Raw genomic sequence first — 16,117 nt, forward strand, 5'->3', positions numbered from 1 at the left:
ACTCCGATGTCCCCATTCACCCTCACGCTGATCAAGCTGGCGTTCCTCGCGGTGCTGTGGCTGTTCGTCATCGCGGCCGTCGGCGTGATCAGGGCCGACCTGTTCGGCTCGAAAGCCGCCTCGAAGGCGGCCAATCGCGCGTCCCAGCCCCGTCCCCCCCGGGCGGCGAGACAGCCGAAGCCGCCGCGGCCGCAGCGCAGCGCCCAGAACAGCGCCCCGACAAAGCTGGTCGTCGTCCAGGGCGAGCGGGCCGGCACCGTCATCGACCTCACGGGGGTGCCCATCACCATCGGCCGCGCCAATGACGCCACGCTCGTCGTGACCGACGACTACGCTTCGAGCCGGCATGCCCGACTTTTCGCGCAGGACGGTCAGTGGATCGTGGAAGATCTCGGCTCGACCAATGGGACGTATCTCGGACGCACGAAGGTGAGCCGGCCGATGCCGATTCCACCCGGCGTTCCGGTCCGTATCGGCAAGACCGTGATCGAGCTGCGCAAATGACACTGGGAATCCGCTACGCCGCGCGCTCCGACGTGGGCATGCTGCGCGAGGGCAACGAGGACTCGGCGTACGCGGGCGCGCACCTGCTCGCGGTGGCCGACGGGATGGGCGGGCACGTCGGCGGCGAGATCGCGAGCGCCGCGGCGATCGAGGCGCTGCGGGGGCTCGACAAGGACCTTCCCGCGACCGAGCTGCTGGCCGCGCTGGAGCACACGGTCAAGACGGCGAACGACAACCTGCACCGCATCGTGGAGTCCGACCCCGCCCTGCAGGGCATGGGGACGACGCTGACCGCGATGCTGTGGGCGGGCAACCAGGTCGCGCTGGTGCACATCGGCGACTCGCGCGCCTACCTGCTCCGCGACGGCAGCCTGTTCCAGATCACGCACGACCACACGCTGGTGCAGTCCCTGGTCGACGAGGGCAGGATCAGCCCGGACGAGGCGGCCTCGCACCCGCAGCGGTCGCTGCTGCTGCGGGCGCTGGACGGCCGCGGCGAGGTCGACCCCGACCTGTCGCTGCGCGAGGCCAAGGTCGGCGACCGGTACCTGCTGTGCTCGGACGGCCTGTCCGGCGTCGTCACGGCGGAGACGATCTTCCAGGTGCTCACGGACGTCGACGACCCCGAGCAGGCCGTCCGGCAGCTGATAGACCTGGCGAACCGCGGCGGCGGCCCCGACAACATCACCTGCGTCGTCGCCGACGTGGTGGACCTGGAGCGCCAGCCCCCGACGGGCGGCCCCGGCCACGCGGTGGGGGCGGCGGCCAACGCGGCGCCGCCGGAGCGGCCGGGCGGGGGGACGGGGCCGAACACGACCGTCGCCGACACCCCGGCGGGGCGGGCCGCGCAGCTGCGCGAGACCAGGCCGCAGCCGCCCGTGGCGGTGGACGAGATGCCGCCGCCGCAGGCCCCGATGCCGATGAGCGACGCGATGGGCCCCCCACCGGCGCCGGGCGCGATGCCGCAGGCCCAGCAGATGCGGGCGCGGCGGGGCGGCACGCGGCGCTGGACGTGGCTGGTCGTCGTGGCGGGCGTGGTCGTCGTGGGCGTCGTGGCGGGCGGGTTCGTACTGCTGCAGAACGTCCGGAACGGCTACTACATCGGCGCGAACAAGGACGGCGAGGTCGTCCTCTACCGCGGGACGACGCAGAAGGTGCCGGGCCTCAGCCTGTCGCGCGAGGCCGCCAAGAAGGAGCAGCCGAAGCAGGCGATCCTGGTGGCCGACCTCCCGCAGGACCTCCAGCAGCAGGTCAAGGACACCTACACCGTGGACGGCCCGAAGGCGCTGAAGCAGCTGGAGAACGCCGTCTGCAAGTACTCCCTCATCGGGGAGGGCGGCAAGGTCGTCATGGTGAAGGGCCGTGAGCAGCAGAACTGCCGGCAGTCCTCCGTGAAGAGCAGCGACATCCGGATCGACGAGCTGCCCGCATCGGACGTGACCGCGGTCGAGAAGGGCACCCTCGTGTTCATCGGGCAGAAGGCGGCGCAGGCCAAGCTCGACCAGCTCGGCGCGCACCGGGAAGAGTGCAAGCAGCGCACCCCGTCCATCAAGGACTGCCCCTCCAGCGGGGGGAGCTCGTAGATGCAATCCATCGGGGACCAGATCAGGGCCCACCTCCCGTACCAGCGGCGCAACGCCGCCTCGCTGGCGCTTCTGGCGTTCGCGATGGTCCTGACGCTGTCGGCGTTCGCGGAGGTCGGCCTCGCCCGTGACGGGAACATCCCCGGCGGCCTGTTCGTGTACGGCGGCGGCCTGGCCGTCCTGGCGTTCATCGCCTACCTGATCCAGGCGAAGTTCACCCCGTACGCCGACCCGCTGCTGCTGCCGCTCGCCGTGGCGCTGAACGGCATCGGGCTGGCGATGATCTACCGCCTGGACCTCGACACCAGCCACGACCGCAAGGTCGCGGCGGCCGCGGGCAAGAAGCTGCTCCCCGACGCCGCCGACGCGCCCGGCCAGCTGATGTGGACGTTCATCGGGATCGCCCTGTTCGTCGGCGCCGTGATGATCATGCGCGACACCGACAAGCCCGACGCGCCGCTGTCGTTCACGCCGAAGACCGCGCAGCGCTACACGTACCTGATCGGGCTCACCGCGGTCGTCCTGCTGCTGCTGCCGATCGTCCCCGGCATCGGAGCGGAGATCAACGGCGCCCGGGTGTGGATCCATCTGGGTCCGTTCTCGGTGCAGCCGGGCGAGTTCGCCAAGCTCCTGCTGGTGGTCTTCTTCGCCGGGTATCTGGTGAACAAGCGGCAGGCGATGTCGCTGATCGGCAAGAAGGTCGGCCCGATCAGCCTGCCCCGGGCCCGCGACCTCGGCCCGATCATGGTGATCTGGTTCTTCTGCCTCGGCGTCCTGTTCATGCAGAAGGACCTCGGCACCGCGCTGCTGTTCTTCGGCCTGTTCGTGTCGATGCTGTACATCGCGACCCAGCGGGTGTCGTGGGTGGTGATCGGTGTCGGGCTGCTGTCGGTCGGCATCTTCATCGCCACGCTGCTGCCGTTCATGGGCCACGTGAACCAGCGCATCGACATCTGGCAGAACCCCAAGCCCTACTTCGACGGCGGCTGCCTGCTGGAGAGCGGCAAGGTCGTCCCGGTCAACCCCGACACCACCATCTACAAGAAGTACAAGGCGCAGGGCACCATCTCGCCGGGCTTCTCCGCCTGCGCGGAGCTGGGCGGGGAGTACTCCGACAGCGCGCAGCTGATGAAGGGCCTGTTCGCGCTCGGCCAGGGCGGCGTGCTCGGCACCGGGCTCGGCCAGGGCGAGCCGTGGCGCACGCCCCTGTCGTTCAGCGACTTCATCTTCGACTCGCTCGGCGAGGAACTCGGGCTGACCGGGTTGATGGTGCTGCTGCTGATATACGCGTTGATCGTGCAACGCGGGATGAAGACGGCCGTGGCGGCGCGGGACCCGTTCCTGAAGCTGTTCGCGGGCGGCGTGTCGTTCGTGCTGGCCCTCCAGGTCTTCGTGATCGTCGGGGGCGTCACGCGGCTCATCCCGCTCACCGGCCTGACGACGCCCTTCCTGTCCCAGGGCGGTTCGTCGCTGATGGCCAACTGGATCCTGATCGCGATCCTGGTGCGAATGAGCCACGACGCGCGCAAGCCGGCCCCGCAGGCGATCCAGGACGAGGGCATGACCCAGATCGTGAGCACGAGGTGACTTCCCCCCAATGAACATGGACAAGCCGGTTCGGCGGGTGGCGATCTTCGCGCTGCTGCTGTTCTTCGGCCTGATGGCGCAGGTCAACTACGTCCAGGGCAGCCAGGCGGAGGACCTGCGGACCGACGCGCGCAACAGCCGCCAGTACGCGGACGTGTTCAACTCGCCGCGCGGCCAGATCTCGGCGGGCGGCGAGGTCCTGGTGACCTCGAAGGAGACCGGCAAGGACAACCCGAAGTACGGCCGGACCTACAAGGACGGGGCGGTCTTCGCCCCGATCACCGGGTACTTCAACGGCAACGCCACCCAGGTCGAGCGGGCCTACAACTCGCTGCTCGGCGGCAAGGACACGCGGATCACGCAGCAGCGCTGGTTCGACACGTTCATCGGCAAGAAGGCCGAGGGCGCGAACGTCGAGCTGACGATCGACCCGCAGGCGCAGCGCACCGCCTACGAGCAGCTGAAGGCGGGGACGGCGCAGGGCCGCCGCGGCGGCGCGGTGGTGATCGACGTGAAGACGGGCGCGGTGAAGGTGGCGGCGTCGTGGCCGTCGTTCGACCCGAACGAGGTCGCGCCGCAGACCGGTGAGAAGGGCGGCAAGCGCCTGGAGCAGCTCGACAAGGGCGACGGCGTCGTCAAGCCGCTGGTCGACAACGCGCTCAGCCAGACGTTCCCGCCCGGGTCCTCGTTCAAGGCGGTCGTGTCGGCGATCGGGATGCAGAAGCTCGGCCTGAACAGCTCCTCGACGGTGGACACCGGCCAGCTGATCCTGCCGGAGTCGGGGCGTCCGCTGCCGAACTCGCACGACACCGGCAACTGCGGCGGTGCGGCCCCGCTGCGCGGCGCCTTCGCCGAGTCCTGCAACACCTCGTTCGCGAAGATGGCGCTGAGCATGGGCATCCAGGAGCTGCACGACGGCGCCACGCGGTTCGGGTTCGGCAAGCACGTCCAGCTGGAGCCCGACATGTACGCCGCGGAGAGCGACGTCCCGGTGTCGATCAAGGACGCCAAGGGCAACACGATCGAGACCGGCAAGGACGGCACGGCCCGGTCCGGTATCGGCCAGGAGAACGTGCGCGCGACGCCGCTGCAGATGGCGCTGGTCGCCTGCTCGATCGCCAACGACGGCAAGATCATGAACCCGTACGTGGTGCAGAAGGTCCGCGCGAAGGACCAGAGCGAGCTCTACAACGCCTCGCCGAAGGAGTTCGGCGAGGCCATGAGCGGCGACCAGGCGGGCCAGCTGGAGGACATGATGCGCGCGGTGGTCTCCGAGGGCACCGCGAAGAACCTGGCGGGCAGGCGGATCGCCGGCAAGACCGGTACCGCCGAGCAGGGCCCGGGCAACCCGAACGCGAACTGGTTCGTCGGGTTCAGCCCGGTCGAGAACCCGCGTTACGCGTTCGCCGTGATGGTCGAGGCCCCGGGCTCCGGCGCGGCCAACGCCGGCCCCGTCGCCGCGGCGATCATGGCTAAGGTCCTGCAGAAGTGAGTGCGGGCCTCGTCCTGAACGACCGGTACCGGCTGCTGGAGCGGCTGGCGATCGGCGGGATGGGCGAGGTCTGGCGCGCCTCCGACGCGCTGTCGGGGCGGCTGGTGGCGGTGAAGCTGCTGCGCCTGGAGCTGGGCTCGGACATGCGGGCGCGCGGCCGGTTCGAGTCGGAGGCGCGGTTCGCGGCGGAGCTGCGGCACCCGGGGATCGCGCGGGCGTTCGACTACGGCGAGCAGGCCGGACGGACGTTCCTGGTGATGGAACTGGTGCCGGGCGAGCCGCTCGACGAGATCCTGGCGCGCGACGGCGGGCTGCCGCTGGAGGCGGTGCTCGACCTGGTCGTGCAGGCGGCGCGGGCGCTGGCGGTCGCGCACGCCGCCGGGATCGTGCACCGCGACGTCAAGCCCGCGAACCTGATGGTCGCCCCGGACGGCACCCTGAAGATCACCGACTTCGGGATCGCCCGCCGGCTGGCGGCGGCGTCGCAGACCCAGACCGGGATGGTCATGGGGACGGCGCACTACATCTCGCCGGAGCAGGCGCAGGGCCTGGAGCTGTCCCCTGCGGCGGACCTGTACTCGCTGGGCGCGGTGGCCTACGAGTGCCTGACGGGCGCGCCGCCGTTCGACGGGCCGACGCCGGTGGAGGTGGCGCTCAAGCACGTCCGGGACGCCCCCGCTGAGCTGCCGCGGCGGGTGCCCGAGTCGGCCCGCGAGCTGGTCATGGAGATGCTCGCGAAGGAGCCTCGGGACCGTCCCGCGAACGCGGACACGGTCGCCGCCCGGGCCCTCGGGATCCGCGCGGCGCTCAGCACGGGCCGGGCCGGGGCGACCGGCGAGGCCGCGCGCCTGGACGCCGCCCGGCGGGGCGCGCGCCGGCCCTCCGCGGCCGGCCCCGCTCCCCGTCCTGTAAGATCGTCTACTTTGTCGGGATTTGACGCTGGCGACGGGGCGGATAACCTCACCAGCGGACCGGTGACCGGGCAACGGCGCTCGGCACTGGCGTACGCGTCGGTCGCGGCCGTGGTCCTGGTCTGCGTGATCGTCGTCGGCTCCCTGTGGAAGGGGCTGGCCTTCGCCGGTCCGGGCGGGGACCCGCCCGCGGCTCCGGCCACCCGGCCGGTCGGGGACGACGGCAGCGTCGCCGATCCGGCGTCCACGCCGGCGTCCTCCGCGACCCCGCCGCGGCGCAGGGCCCGGAGCACTCCCGGGCCGGCTGTCCCGCCGCGGCACCGGACGCATAGGATCCGTCCGTCAACGCAGGCGTCGCCCCAGGCGTCCCTCTCACACAAGCCATCCACGAAACCGCCCCGGGCGACTCCCACCGCCCCTGAGCCCACACCCGTCCCGACGGGGAGCACCACGACTCCGTCAACTCCGAGCCCGGATCCCCCGCCGACCCAGACGGGGAAGCTAGGTTCTGGAGACAAGGTGTAGACGTACGAGGGAAAGTGCACATATGAGTCAACCTCGGCTGCTCGGCGGCCGCTACGAGCTCGAAACGGTGATCGGGCGCGGCGGCATGGCCGAGGTCTACCGTGCCCGGGACCGCCGCCTCGATCGCATCGTCGCGGTCAAGACGCTGCGATCCGACCTGGCCCGTGACCCCACGTTCCAGGCACGGTTCCGGCGCGAGGCCCAGTCGGCCGCGTCGCTGAACCACCCCTCGGTCATCGCCGTGTACGACACCGGCGAGGACATGATCGGCGACACCCCGATCCCGTACATCGTCATGGAGCACGTGGACGGGAGCACGCTGCGCGACCTGCTGAGGGAGAACCGCGCGCTGCTGCCGGACAAGGCCCTGGAGATCACCGACGGGATCCTGCGGGCGCTGGACTACAGCCACCGCGGCGGCATCGTGCACCGCGACATCAAGCCGGCCAACGTGATGCTGACCCGGCAGCACGAGGTCAAGGTCATGGACTTCGGCATCGCCCGGGCCATGGCCGACACGGCGTCCACGATGACGCAGACCGCCCAGGTGATCGGTACCGCGCAGTACCTGTCGCCCGAGCAGGCGCGCGGCGAGCGGGTGGACGCCCGCAGCGACATCTACTCGACCGGTTGCGTGCTGTACGAGCTGCTCACCGGCAAGCCGCCGTTCACCGGCGACTCCCCGGTCGCGATCGCCTACCAGCACGTGCGGGAGGAGCCGGTGCCGCCGTCGCAGGTGGACCCGCAGATCCCGCAGTGGGCTGACGCGATCGTCCTGAAGGCGATGGCGAAGGAAGCCGACCACCGCTACCAGAACGCGACGGAGTTCCGGCAGGAGATCCAGCGCGTCCTGCAGGGCCAGCCGGTGTCGTCGACGGCGGCGTCCACGATGCTGATGGGCGGCCACCAGCCCCAGGGCACGCAGGTGATGGGCGCGTACGGCGGCGGCCCGGCGCGCACGCAGGTGCGGCGGCCGCAGGACGACGGCTACGGCCTGCCTCCCGCCCACTACGACGACGACGGCGGACGCGGCGGCGGCGGCAAGAAGGCCGCGCTGTGGGTGGGTCTCGCGGTGCTGTTCATCGGCGGCGCCGCGCTCATCGGCCTGCTGATGAGCAACGGGAACGACGGGGCCGACCAGGTCGCGATCCCCAAGAGCATCGTCAACGTCTCGCAGAACGACGCGACGGCCCAGCTCACCAAGCTCGGCTTCAAGCTCGGCGAGCCGAGGACCGACTTCAACGACGACGTCCGGAAGGGCTTTGTGATCAGTTCTGATCCCCAGCCCGGCACGGACGCCGCCAAGGGCGCCACGGTGACGCTGCTGGTCTCCAAGGGCAAGAAGCCGCCCACGGAGGTCGAGATCCCGGACGTGACCGGCAAGCCGTACGCCACGGCCAAGAAGATGCTGGAGAACAGCGGATTCGAGGTCGACAAGAGGGTCGATTCGAACGACACGGTGCCGCGGGGCAACGTGATCTCGACCGACCCGTCCGGCGGTTCGAAGGCGGCCAAGGGCTCGAACGTGACGGTGACGGTGTCGACCGGCCCGTCGAGCCTGAAGGTCCCGAGCCTGTTCAACAACAGCCAGCGGGCCGCGTGCGGCAAGCTGGAGGGCATCGGCCTGAAGTGCAACGTGCAGAAGGGCGCGCCGCCGCCCGACAAGCAGGTCGCGCCCGGCTTCGTCTACGACCAGCAGCCGGGTGAGGGCGCGACGGTCGCACCGGGTGAAACGGTGACGATCTTCGTGGCGCAGAAGCCGCAGTCGCCGCCGCCCAGCACGCCGGGCACGCCCACGCCGGGCTTCCCGGGTTTCCCGGGCAACGGCCAGGGCTGACCGGATAACGCCCGAGGGCCCCGTCTCCATCAGGAGGCGGGGCCCTCGGGCGTTTCACGAGCCGTGTCACGGGGCCGGCCGGGCCCGGACATGAGAGAAGGGCCTCCGCCACTCGGGGGCAATGGCGGAAGCCCTTCGCTATGGTCTTCGTCACGACGTCGGGAGACGTTACCGATTTCAACCGAAATTTTCTAAGTTCGGGTGAGATGGGGCTGCCTAGCTCCCGCCCACCCGGTGAAGGCGCAGGTCATCGCAGGTGACCAGCCAGTTCCGAAGCAGTCGATGGCCGGCGGTCGACAGGATCGACTCGGGATGGAACTGGACGCCCTCGACGGGACGGCCGCGGTGGCGCAGCCCCATGACGACGCCGTCGCGGGTGCGCGCGGTCACCTCCAGGACGTCCGGCGGGACGGTGGCGGGCGCGACGGCGAGCGAGTGGTAGCGGGTCGCGGTGAACGGGTCCGGCAGGCCGCGCAGGACGCCGGCGCCGTCGTGGTGGATCTCGCTCGTGTAGCCGTGGACGATCTCGGGGGCGCGGTCGACCGTCGCGCCGTGCACGTGGGCGATCACCTGGTGGCCGAGGCAGACGCCGAGGAGCGGGGCGCCGCGGCGCTCGGCGTCCCGCACGAGGTCGAGGCAGACGCCGGCGTCGGCGGGATGGCCCGGTCCGGGGCTGAGCAGGACGCCGTCGACGGCGGCGGCGTCCCGGACGGAGACGTCCGAACGGTCCTTGACGACGCAGTCGGCGCCGAGTTCCAGCAGGTACTGGACGATGTTGTAGACGAAGCTGTCGTGGTTGTCGACGACGAGGACGCGCATCGCCGGTCAGCCCGGGGTCGCGGAGCCGGACGGCGCGGGGTCCTGCACGACGCCGTGGTCGAACTGGACCTTGGGCTCGATCCACGGGAACACCACGTACCAGAGGAGGACGGCGACCGCGACGAGCAGGCCGAGCGCGGTCGCGGTCTTGGTCTGCCAGGCGCCGGGCAGCCGGCGCCAGATCCAGGCGTACACGGAGCCTCCTACGTCCCGGCGGCCCGGGCCGACGCCGCGCGCGGCAGCGCCTCGGCCAGCTCGCCGAAGATGATCATTCGTTGGGCGGCGGAGTACTTGGGGTGGCAGGTGGTGAGCGTGAGGAGCCGCTCGGTCGGCCGCCGCTTCGGGTGGAACGGGACGGGCGCGGTCACCTCCACCGCCGACGGCTTCACGATCCGCCGGTCGGTGACCGTGTAGACGTACTGCTCGTCCCGGGTGTCGATGAGGATCCTGTCGCCGCGGTCGAGCTCGCCGAGCCGGTTGAACGGCGCCGAGTAGGTCGTGCGGTGCCCGGAGACCACGAAGTTCCCGATCTGGCCCGGCAGCGCGCTGCCCGGGTAGTGGCCGGGCCCCTTGCGCAGGTCGGCCCGGTCGACGCCCTCGATCACGACGAAGCGGTAGTGCTCGCCGAACCGGGGGATGCGGATCACGGCGATTCCCTTGCCGAGCCTGACCCTCTCGGTGGTGACCTTGGTGGCCCGCCAGTTCTTCAGCATCTCGTCGCCGAGCTCGTCCTGGGCGCCCTTGGTGTACTGGCCGGTGCCCCACAGCTCGTACGTGACGAACAGCATGACGATCAGCCCGGCGGTGATGCACAGCTCGCCCATGCCACGGATCACCGTCCGCACCGCGTCCTCCTCTGCCGGGGGGTTCAACCGCCTTGGGGCGGTTCCGCCGGAACCGTAGCGTGCTTCATGGTCACGTTGCCGGTGTAGGGCGGCAACGTGGCGCGCTCCACCGTCCGCACCGCGTAGCCGAGCCCGTAGGCGCGGACGTACCTGCGGTAGATCGCGATCTCGCGGGACGCGCCGAGCGCCGCGCGCAGCCGGACCGGATCGCCGACGGCGGTGATCCGGAACGGCGGGGAGTAGACGACGCCCTGGAGGATCAGCGTATTGCCGACGCACCGCACCGCGCTGGTCGAGATCACCCGCTGGTCCATGATCTGCATGGCGCGGGCGCCGCCGGCCCACAGCGCGTTGACGACGGACTGGACGTCGCTCTGGTGCACCACCAGGTCGTCCGGCCGGACGCCGCGGGGCAGCTCGCCCGGCTTCGGCAGCGGCGCGTCGTCCAGCGAGACCCGGACGGCGCGGCCCGCGGCGGGGGTGAACCCGGCCTCGGCGGCCAGCCGGTCGGCCTCCGCCTGAGCGTTTTTCACCCGGGCGTCGTGACGTCCGGCCTCCCGGGAGATACCGTCGACCTGGCGGCGCAGCCGCCGGTACTCGGCGCGATCCTGCCGGCCCCGGCGCTGCTCCGCGGTGATGAGCTCGGTGATCCTGGTCCGGCCCTGCTCGCGCAGGCTCGTGCCGCGGGCCGTGCTCGCGCTCGCCGCGAACAAGGTTCCCGCAAGGAGCGTGAGAACTGGGATGATGCTTCCCCACGCCGGACGCCGTACGCTGCTCACCAGCGACTACGCTAACCGACAAAACACCCATGCGCGGTCCGACGCTCCGGCCGCCGGACGCCCGAGGAGATCGATCCCACCGTGGCCAAGTCCAAAGTGCGCAAGAAGGCCGTCTACACGCCCCCGCAGAAGTCCAAGGCTCCCGAGGTCAGCCCCCGCTGGCTCGTGCCGACGATGGTCGCTCTGTGGCTCGTCGGCCTGATCTGGATCGCTGTCTTCTACGTGACGGCCAGCACGGGTACGGACGTGCCGTACATGACCGACCTGCACAACTGGAACCTGGGGATCGGCTTCACCGCGATCATCCTGGGTGTGATCCTCTCGACCCGCTGGCGCTGACCGCACGTTATCCACAGGTTGAGGATCTCTCACCGCGCCTTTCCCCAGGTTTTCCACAGCGGGTGTCCACAGGCGCCGGAGCGCGGACGCCGCCGCGCGCGGGCCGCGCGGCCCGGCGCCCGCGCGGCGTCCGCGCGCACGGCTACACCGACGGGCTCAGCTCGGCCGTCCTGAGCATCACGAGCACCGCGAGCAGCACCAGCACGGCCAGCGGCGCGCCGATGTGGAACAGCCGCCGCCGCGCGTCCGGCGCGTAGGCGTAGGCCGCGGCCAGCGCAGCCCCCACCGCCAGCCCGCCGACGTGGCCCTGCCAGGAGATCCCCGGCACCGAGAACGTGATCACCAGGTTGATCACCAGCAGGACCACGATGGGGCCGACCGGTCCGCCGAGCCTGCGGCCGATCACGAAGTACGCCCCGAACAGCCCGAAGATGGCCCCGGACGCGCCGACCGCGGAGTCCGCCGGCGAGCCGACCAGGTACAGCAGCACCGAGCCGCCGAGCCCCGACAGCACGTAGAGGGCGAGGAAGCGCCACCGCCCGAGGACCTGCTCCAGCGCGGGACCGACGGCCCACAGCGCCCACATGTTGAACAGGATGTGGGTGATGCCGAACGATCCGCCGCGCTGGTGCAGGAACATCGTGGTGAACAGGCGGTACCACTCGCCCTCGGCGACCCCGCCGACCTCCCCGCCGGGCAGCACCCCCCGGCCGAGCATCATGAAGTCCCAGACCACGCGCCAGGACGCCAGCTCGGCGAGGTACGCGGCGACGCACGCGCCGATGAGCGTGTAGGTGACGACCGGCACGGCGGTCGCCGAGCCCCGCGCGCCGAGGATCGTCCGGGGAACCGCCTTGCGGACCCCCCGGTTGCCCTCGGCGACGCACTCCACGCACTGGTGCCCCACCGCCGCGTCCCGCATGCACTCGGGGCAGATGAAGCGGTCGCAGCGGGTGCAGCGCACATACGTCTCGCGGCTCGGATGCCGGTAGCAGGTCGGCACCGAGGTCTCGGGGACGGGACTCTGGTCTGTGCTCATCAGTGGCTCCGTGGGCCGTACGTACGGTGGGTGCTCGGCTCACCCGTAGCGGGGTCTCACCGTGTGGAACGTCTAACGGCGCTCGATCGTCACCGACTCGATGACGACGTCCTCCTTGGGACGGTCCATCCGGCCCGTCGGGACCTTGCCGATGCGGTCGACGACGTCGGTGCCCTCGATGACCTTGCCGAAGATGGTGTGCCGGCCGGTCAGGTGCCGGGTGTGCGCGACGTTCGTCGTGATGAAGAACTGGGAGCCGTTGGTGCCGGGCCCCGCGTTCGCCATCGCCAGCAGGTACGGGCGGTCGAACTTCAGGTCAGGGTGGAACTCGTCCTTGAACTGGTAGCCGGGGCCGCCGGTGCCGGTGCCGAGCGGGTCGCCGCCCTGGAGCATGAAGTCGTCGATGACCCGGTGGAAGATCGTCCCGTTGTAGAGCGGCGCGTCCGACTTCTGGCCGGTGCGCGGGTCGGTCCAGGTGCGGGTGCCCTCCGCCAGCTCGACGAAGTTCGCCACGGTCTCGGGCGCCTGCTCCGGGTACAGCTGGATCACGATCTTGCCGAGCGACGTGTTGAGCGTCGCGAAGATCTCGTTGGCCACGCTGGCCGCCTCCTCCTGAGATGGGTTCTGTTCCGTCCGGTGCGCGGTCCCGGCCAGGCCGTCCACGTCACTCTGAGTGAAAGCCTCGTCACGATCGCGGTGTTTACCTTCCGTTCGCTGGGAAGGCTGCCTGACAGGACCTCGCAAACAGGGAGGTTAGCGTGTCCCTAATGATCAATATCCGCCGGAAGCCGCAGGACGAGGTCGTCAATCGGCTCGGCCGCGTCCAGCAGGCGGCCCGTCAGGGCGCCGACGCGTGCCGGCAGGGCGCCTCCAGTGCGGCCGAGCGGATCGGGCCCATCGCGAACGAACGCGTGATGATCGCCCGTGGATGGAGCGCACCGAGGCTGCGGCAGGCGGCCCGGTACGTGGAGACCGGCCTCGCCCCGCGGGTGAGCACGTTCCTGAGCGATGTCGCCGGACGGGTGGAACCGCCCAGATCGGCGGCCAAGCCCGGGCGTGGCGCCCTCATGGCGATGATGGGGGTGGTCGCCGCCGTCGGGGTCGCCGGCGCGGTGGCCACGCGGCGCGGCGCCGTCCGTGACATGGCCAAGGGGTCGAGCGAGCATGCGGGCAGCGCGACCTCGGCCGACTCCATGACGGTCAGCGGCGCCGACGTCGACGGTCAGGTGCGTTCATCGCACTGAGCCCCGCGATCGCGCTGAGCGCACAGGTGAAGGGTCCGGCCGCGCGGCGGCCGGGCCCTTCGCCGTCCCCGTCGGTCAAGGGGTTGCTACCACCCGGTACGGTGAACGCCATGTCGCCGAAACGCCCCTTGCGGCAGATGCTGGCGGCCCGCGCGAAGCAGCGGGCGCGCCAGGGCGTGCACACGGCCGTGCACCACGCCTGGGAATGGATCCAGCGGCACGGGGAGATCACCCCGCACACGCCGGGCCGCCGCAGGTTCGCCTACCTGGGCGAGGGCGCCTGCATCGGCTTCCCGACCGGCGCGATCTACGGCGAGCCCTGGATCTCGATCGGCGACCACACGCTGGTCGGCACGCACGTCACCATCTCCGCGGGGTTCGTGCCCGGCCTCGACCTCGGCCCGGACGTCATCGTCCGGATCGGCGGGAGCTGCTCGCTCGGCCGCGGCACCCACATCGTCGGCCACCAGTCGATCGACATCGGCGACGACGTCTTCACCGGCCCGAACGTCTACATCACCGACCAGAACCACACCTACGGCGACCTGCACACCCCGATCGGGCGGCAGTGGCCGGAGAACAACCCTGTCGTGATCGGGGACGGCTGCTGGATCGGCACCGGGGCGATCATCCTTCCTGGCACCCGCCTCGGCCGCAACGTCGCGGTGGCGGGCGGCGCCGTCGTCCGCGGCGAGTTCCCCGACCACTCGGTCATCGGCGGTGTCCCGGCCAAGGTCCTGCGCAGCCACGACAAGGAGAACGGCTGGCAGCCGCCCCTGCGCACCGACCCCCTCATGTCCCTGGACGAGCTCGCCGCCCTCTCGGTGGACGGCCTGGAGGGCCTGCAGATCCTCCAGGACAGGCTGCGCGCCGAGTCCGCCGCCCGCGAGGGCGACGTCCTCAGCGAGGAGGCGGGCTGACCGCCGCGGCCGGCCCGGAACGCGAAGAGCCCCGCCGTTCCCGGCGGGGCTCTTCTGTCGTCGATCAGCTGGTGCGGGCCGTCCGGCGGTCGCCCCCGTAGGAGGAGGTGCCCCGGCGGTTGCCGTGGGAACCGCCGCCGGTCCGGGGACCGCCGCCGCGGCGCTCGCCGGACGAGTAGGAGCGGTGCTCGCCGCCGCGCCCGCCCTCGCCGTCGCGACGGCGGTTGCCGCCCTCGCGGTCGAAGGTGCGCGGGCCGCGGCCGCGGCCGCGCCCACCCGGCCGGCCCCGGCCGCCCTCGCGGCGCGCCGGCCGCTCGGGGATGATCGGCTCCTCGATCGGGATGCCGGACGGCTGCCGGGCGCCGGTCAGCTTGACCAGCTCGGAGTCGCCGGTGGACACCCGCGTCCGGGGCGCGTTGATGCCGGCGCGGCGCGTCATCGCGGACGTGGAGCGCACCTGGTGCGGCAGGACGAGCGTGACGACGGTGCCGCGCTCGCCTGCGCGGGCGGTGCGCCCGGCGCGGTGCATGTAGTCCTTGTGGTCGGCGGGCGGGTCGACGTGCATCACCAGGGACACGTCGTCGACGTGGATGCCGCGGGCGGCGACGTCGGTGGCGACGAGCACGCTGATGGTGCCCTCGCGGAACTCGGCGAGGGTGCGGGTGCGCAGCCCCTGGCTCTTGCCGCCGTGCAGGCCCGCCGCACGGACCCCGGCCTGGGTGAGCTGCTTGGCGAGCCGGTCGACGCCGTGCTTGGTGCGGGCGAACAGGATCGTCCGGCCCTCGCGGTTGGCGATCTCGGCGGTGACGGCGCTCTTCTCCTTGGGCGCCACGAGCAGCAGGTGGTGGTCCATGGTGTCCACGGACTCGTCCACCGGGCCGATCGCGTGCGTGACCGGCTGGTTCAGGTACCGCCGGACCAGGACGTCGACGTCCTTGTCGAGGGTGGCGGAGAACAGCAGCCGCTGCCCGCCGGGCTTGGCGGCGTCCAGGATGTCGGTGACGTCGGGCAGGAAGCCCATGTCGGCCATGTGGTCGGCCTCGTCGAGCACGGCGATCTCGACGTCGGACAGGTCGCAGGCGCCCTGCCGCATCAGGTCCTTGAGCCGGCCCGGAGTGGCCACGAGCACCTCGACGCCGCGGCGCAGCGCGTCGATCTGCTTGAACATCGAGGTCTGGCCGATGACGGTCTTGAAGCGCAGGCCGAGCCCGCGGCCGAGCGGCTCCAGGTTCGTCTGGACCTGCTGGGCGAGCTCGCGGGTCGGGACGAGGATCAGCGCCAGGGGGCGCTTGGGGGCGGCCTTGCGGCCGGAGAGGCGGGCCAGCAGCGGCAGCCCGAACGCCAGGGTCTTGCCGGAGCCGGTCTTGCCGCGCCCGAGGACGTCGTGTCCGTCCATGACGTCGGGGATGGCGGCGGCCTGGATCGGGAACGGCGCCTCGATGCCCTGGCGGACCAGGGCGCTCACCAGCACCGGCGGGAGGCCGAGCTCGGCGAAGGTGGGAACCCGCTCCTCGTCCGCGATGGCGGGCATGGTCGGGTTCTGTTCAGCAGCAGCTGTGGTCACGCACTACCTTCCGAGAGGGGGGCACGTCTCGGGAGGCACCGCGTGGGTGTGGCCTGCAAGGACGAGCCTGGCGCCGTCGTCGGCGCCGAAGAGTGATTCCTAGAGTCTAACGTCGTCGGGGTACGAGCT

Annotated in this window: 16 protein-coding genes; 9 read left to right on the top strand and 7 right to left on the bottom strand. The window is 71.3% G+C overall.

Annotated features, from left to right (window positions below):
* Nucleotides 1-6 precede the first annotated feature (6 nt).
* From BJY14_RS20845 to pknB, 6 genes are read left to right on the top strand one after another with little or no spacing between them, the layout of a single operon-like run.
* Nucleotides 7-504 carry an FHA domain-containing protein FhaB/FipA gene (locus tag BJY14_RS20845; RefSeq protein WP_179845166.1) on the top strand — a complete coding sequence of 166 codons (498 nt, stop codon included), beginning with the start codon at nucleotides 7-9 and terminating at the stop codon, nucleotides 502-504.
* The gene (locus tag BJY14_RS20850; protein ID WP_179845167.1) at nucleotides 501-2,087 is read left to right on the top strand and encodes a Stp1/IreP family PP2C-type Ser/Thr phosphatase; all 1,587 of its coding nucleotides are present in this window, start codon (nucleotides 501-503) and stop codon (nucleotides 2,085-2,087) included. Before BJY14_RS20845 ends, BJY14_RS20850 begins: the two co-directional genes overlap by 4 nt.
* The gene (locus tag BJY14_RS20855) at nucleotides 2,088-3,674 is read left to right on the top strand and encodes an FtsW/RodA/SpoVE family cell cycle protein (RefSeq protein ID WP_179845168.1); all 1,587 of its coding nucleotides are present in this window, start codon (nucleotides 2,088-2,090) and stop codon (nucleotides 3,672-3,674) included.
* 10 nt (nucleotides 3,675-3,684) lie between these two features.
* Nucleotides 3,685-5,166, top strand: coding sequence for a peptidoglycan D,D-transpeptidase FtsI family protein (locus BJY14_RS20860; protein ID WP_179845169.1), 1,482 nt, complete (start codon nucleotides 3,685-3,687; stop codon nucleotides 5,164-5,166).
* Nucleotides 5,163-6,602 (top strand): serine/threonine-protein kinase, encoded by a 1,440-nt coding sequence (locus tag BJY14_RS20865; protein WP_179845170.1) that lies wholly within the window; start codon nucleotides 5,163-5,165, stop codon nucleotides 6,600-6,602. The genes BJY14_RS20860 and BJY14_RS20865 overlap by 4 nt, the downstream gene beginning before the upstream one ends.
* A gap of 22 nt (nucleotides 6,603-6,624) precedes the next feature.
* Nucleotides 6,625-8,439: a Stk1 family PASTA domain-containing Ser/Thr kinase gene (pknB, locus tag BJY14_RS20870; RefSeq protein WP_179845171.1), complete on the top strand. Its 1,815-nt coding sequence runs from the start codon at nucleotides 6,625-6,627 to the stop codon at nucleotides 8,437-8,439.
* Nucleotides 8,440-8,655: 216 nt separating this feature from the next.
* On the opposite strand, the gene BJY14_RS20875 is transcribed toward pknB, so the two are convergent.
* The 4 genes from BJY14_RS20875 to BJY14_RS20890 are packed head-to-tail and all read right to left on the bottom strand — an operon-like array spanning nucleotide 8,656 to nucleotide 10,882.
* Nucleotides 8,656-9,258, bottom strand: a complete 603-nt coding sequence (locus BJY14_RS20875) for an anthranilate synthase component II (protein WP_179845172.1) — start codon at nucleotides 9,256-9,258, stop codon at nucleotides 8,656-8,658.
* Between the two features lie 6 nt (nucleotides 9,259-9,264).
* Nucleotides 9,265-9,453 carry a hypothetical protein gene (locus BJY14_RS20880; protein ID WP_179845173.1) on the bottom strand — a complete coding sequence of 63 codons (189 nt, stop codon included), beginning with the start codon at nucleotides 9,451-9,453 and terminating at the stop codon, nucleotides 9,265-9,267.
* 8 nt (nucleotides 9,454-9,461) lie between these two features.
* Nucleotides 9,462-10,103, bottom strand: a complete 642-nt coding sequence (locus tag BJY14_RS20885) for a class E sortase (RefSeq protein WP_312879335.1) — start codon at nucleotides 10,101-10,103, stop codon at nucleotides 9,462-9,464.
* Nucleotides 10,104-10,126: 23 nt separating this feature from the next.
* Nucleotides 10,127-10,882, bottom strand: coding sequence for a DUF881 domain-containing protein (locus BJY14_RS20890; protein ID WP_179845174.1), 756 nt, complete (start codon nucleotides 10,880-10,882; stop codon nucleotides 10,127-10,129).
* 81 nt (nucleotides 10,883-10,963) lie between these two features.
* Here BJY14_RS20890 and BJY14_RS20895 point away from each other — a divergent pair, with 81 nt between their 5' ends.
* Complete coding sequence (locus BJY14_RS20895) at nucleotides 10,964-11,221, top strand: cell division protein CrgA (protein ID WP_121432795.1); 258 nt, start codon at nucleotides 10,964-10,966, stop codon at nucleotides 11,219-11,221.
* Nucleotides 11,222-11,363: 142 nt separating this feature from the next.
* On the opposite strand, the gene BJY14_RS20900 is transcribed toward BJY14_RS20895, so the two are convergent.
* Together BJY14_RS20900 and BJY14_RS20905 are read right to left on the bottom strand one after the other, a co-directional pair.
* Nucleotides 11,364-12,260 carry a rhomboid family intramembrane serine protease gene (locus tag BJY14_RS20900; protein ID WP_179845175.1) on the bottom strand — a complete coding sequence of 299 codons (897 nt, stop codon included), beginning with the start codon at nucleotides 12,258-12,260 and terminating at the stop codon, nucleotides 11,364-11,366.
* Between the two features lie 72 nt (nucleotides 12,261-12,332).
* The gene (locus tag BJY14_RS20905; protein WP_179845176.1) at nucleotides 12,333-12,857 is read right to left on the bottom strand and encodes a peptidylprolyl isomerase; all 525 of its coding nucleotides are present in this window, start codon (nucleotides 12,855-12,857) and stop codon (nucleotides 12,333-12,335) included.
* A gap of 170 nt (nucleotides 12,858-13,027) precedes the next feature.
* On the opposite strand from BJY14_RS20905, the gene BJY14_RS20910 reads away from it, so the two are divergent.
* Complete coding sequence (locus tag BJY14_RS20910; RefSeq protein WP_179845177.1) at nucleotides 13,028-13,504, top strand: hypothetical protein; 477 nt, start codon at nucleotides 13,028-13,030, stop codon at nucleotides 13,502-13,504.
* Between the two features lie 110 nt (nucleotides 13,505-13,614).
* Entirely contained in the window at nucleotides 13,615-14,424 is an 810-nt protein-coding gene (locus tag BJY14_RS20915) for an acyltransferase (protein ID WP_179845178.1), read from the top strand.
* Between the two features lie 64 nt (nucleotides 14,425-14,488).
* On the opposite strand, the gene BJY14_RS20920 is transcribed toward BJY14_RS20915, so the two are convergent.
* Nucleotides 14,489-15,955, bottom strand: a complete 1,467-nt coding sequence (locus BJY14_RS20920) for a DEAD/DEAH box helicase (protein ID WP_179845179.1) — start codon at nucleotides 15,953-15,955, stop codon at nucleotides 14,489-14,491.
* Nucleotides 15,956-16,117 lie beyond the last annotated feature (162 nt).

Origin of the sequence: Actinomadura luteofluorescens (genome assembly GCF_013409365.1) — a bacterium.
GTDB classification, from domain to species: domain Bacteria; phylum Actinomycetota; class Actinomycetes; order Streptosporangiales; family Streptosporangiaceae; genus Spirillospora; species Spirillospora luteofluorescens.

Bases quoted from the DNA above. Each gene is read 5' to 3' on its own strand.
- BJY14_RS20845 (WP_179845166.1), top strand. From the start codon at position 7: ATGTCCCCATTCACCCTCACGCTGATCAAGCTGGCGTTCCTCGCGGTG.
- BJY14_RS20850 (WP_179845167.1), top strand. From the start codon at position 501: ATGACACTGGGAATCCGCTACGCCGCGCGCTCCGACGTGGGCATGCTG.
- BJY14_RS20855 (WP_179845168.1), top strand. From the start codon at position 2,088: ATGCAATCCATCGGGGACCAGATCAGGGCCCACCTCCCGTACCAGCGG.
- BJY14_RS20860 (WP_179845169.1), top strand. From the start codon at position 3,685: ATGAACATGGACAAGCCGGTTCGGCGGGTGGCGATCTTCGCGCTGCTG.
- pknB (WP_179845171.1), top strand. From the start codon at position 6,625: ATGAGTCAACCTCGGCTGCTCGGCGGCCGCTACGAGCTCGAAACGGTG.
- BJY14_RS20875 (WP_179845172.1), bottom strand. From the start codon at position 9,258: ATGCGCGTCCTCGTCGTCGACAACCACGACAGCTTCGTCTACAACATC.
- BJY14_RS20900 (WP_179845175.1), bottom strand. From the start codon at position 12,260: ATGAGCACAGACCAGAGTCCCGTCCCCGAGACCTCGGTGCCGACCTGC.
- BJY14_RS20910 (WP_179845177.1), top strand. From the start codon at position 13,028: ATGATCAATATCCGCCGGAAGCCGCAGGACGAGGTCGTCAATCGGCTC.
- BJY14_RS20915 (WP_179845178.1), top strand. From the start codon at position 13,615: ATGTCGCCGAAACGCCCCTTGCGGCAGATGCTGGCGGCCCGCGCGAAG.
- BJY14_RS20920 (WP_179845179.1), bottom strand. From the start codon at position 15,955: ATGCCCGCCATCGCGGACGAGGAGCGGGTTCCCACCTTCGCCGAGCTC.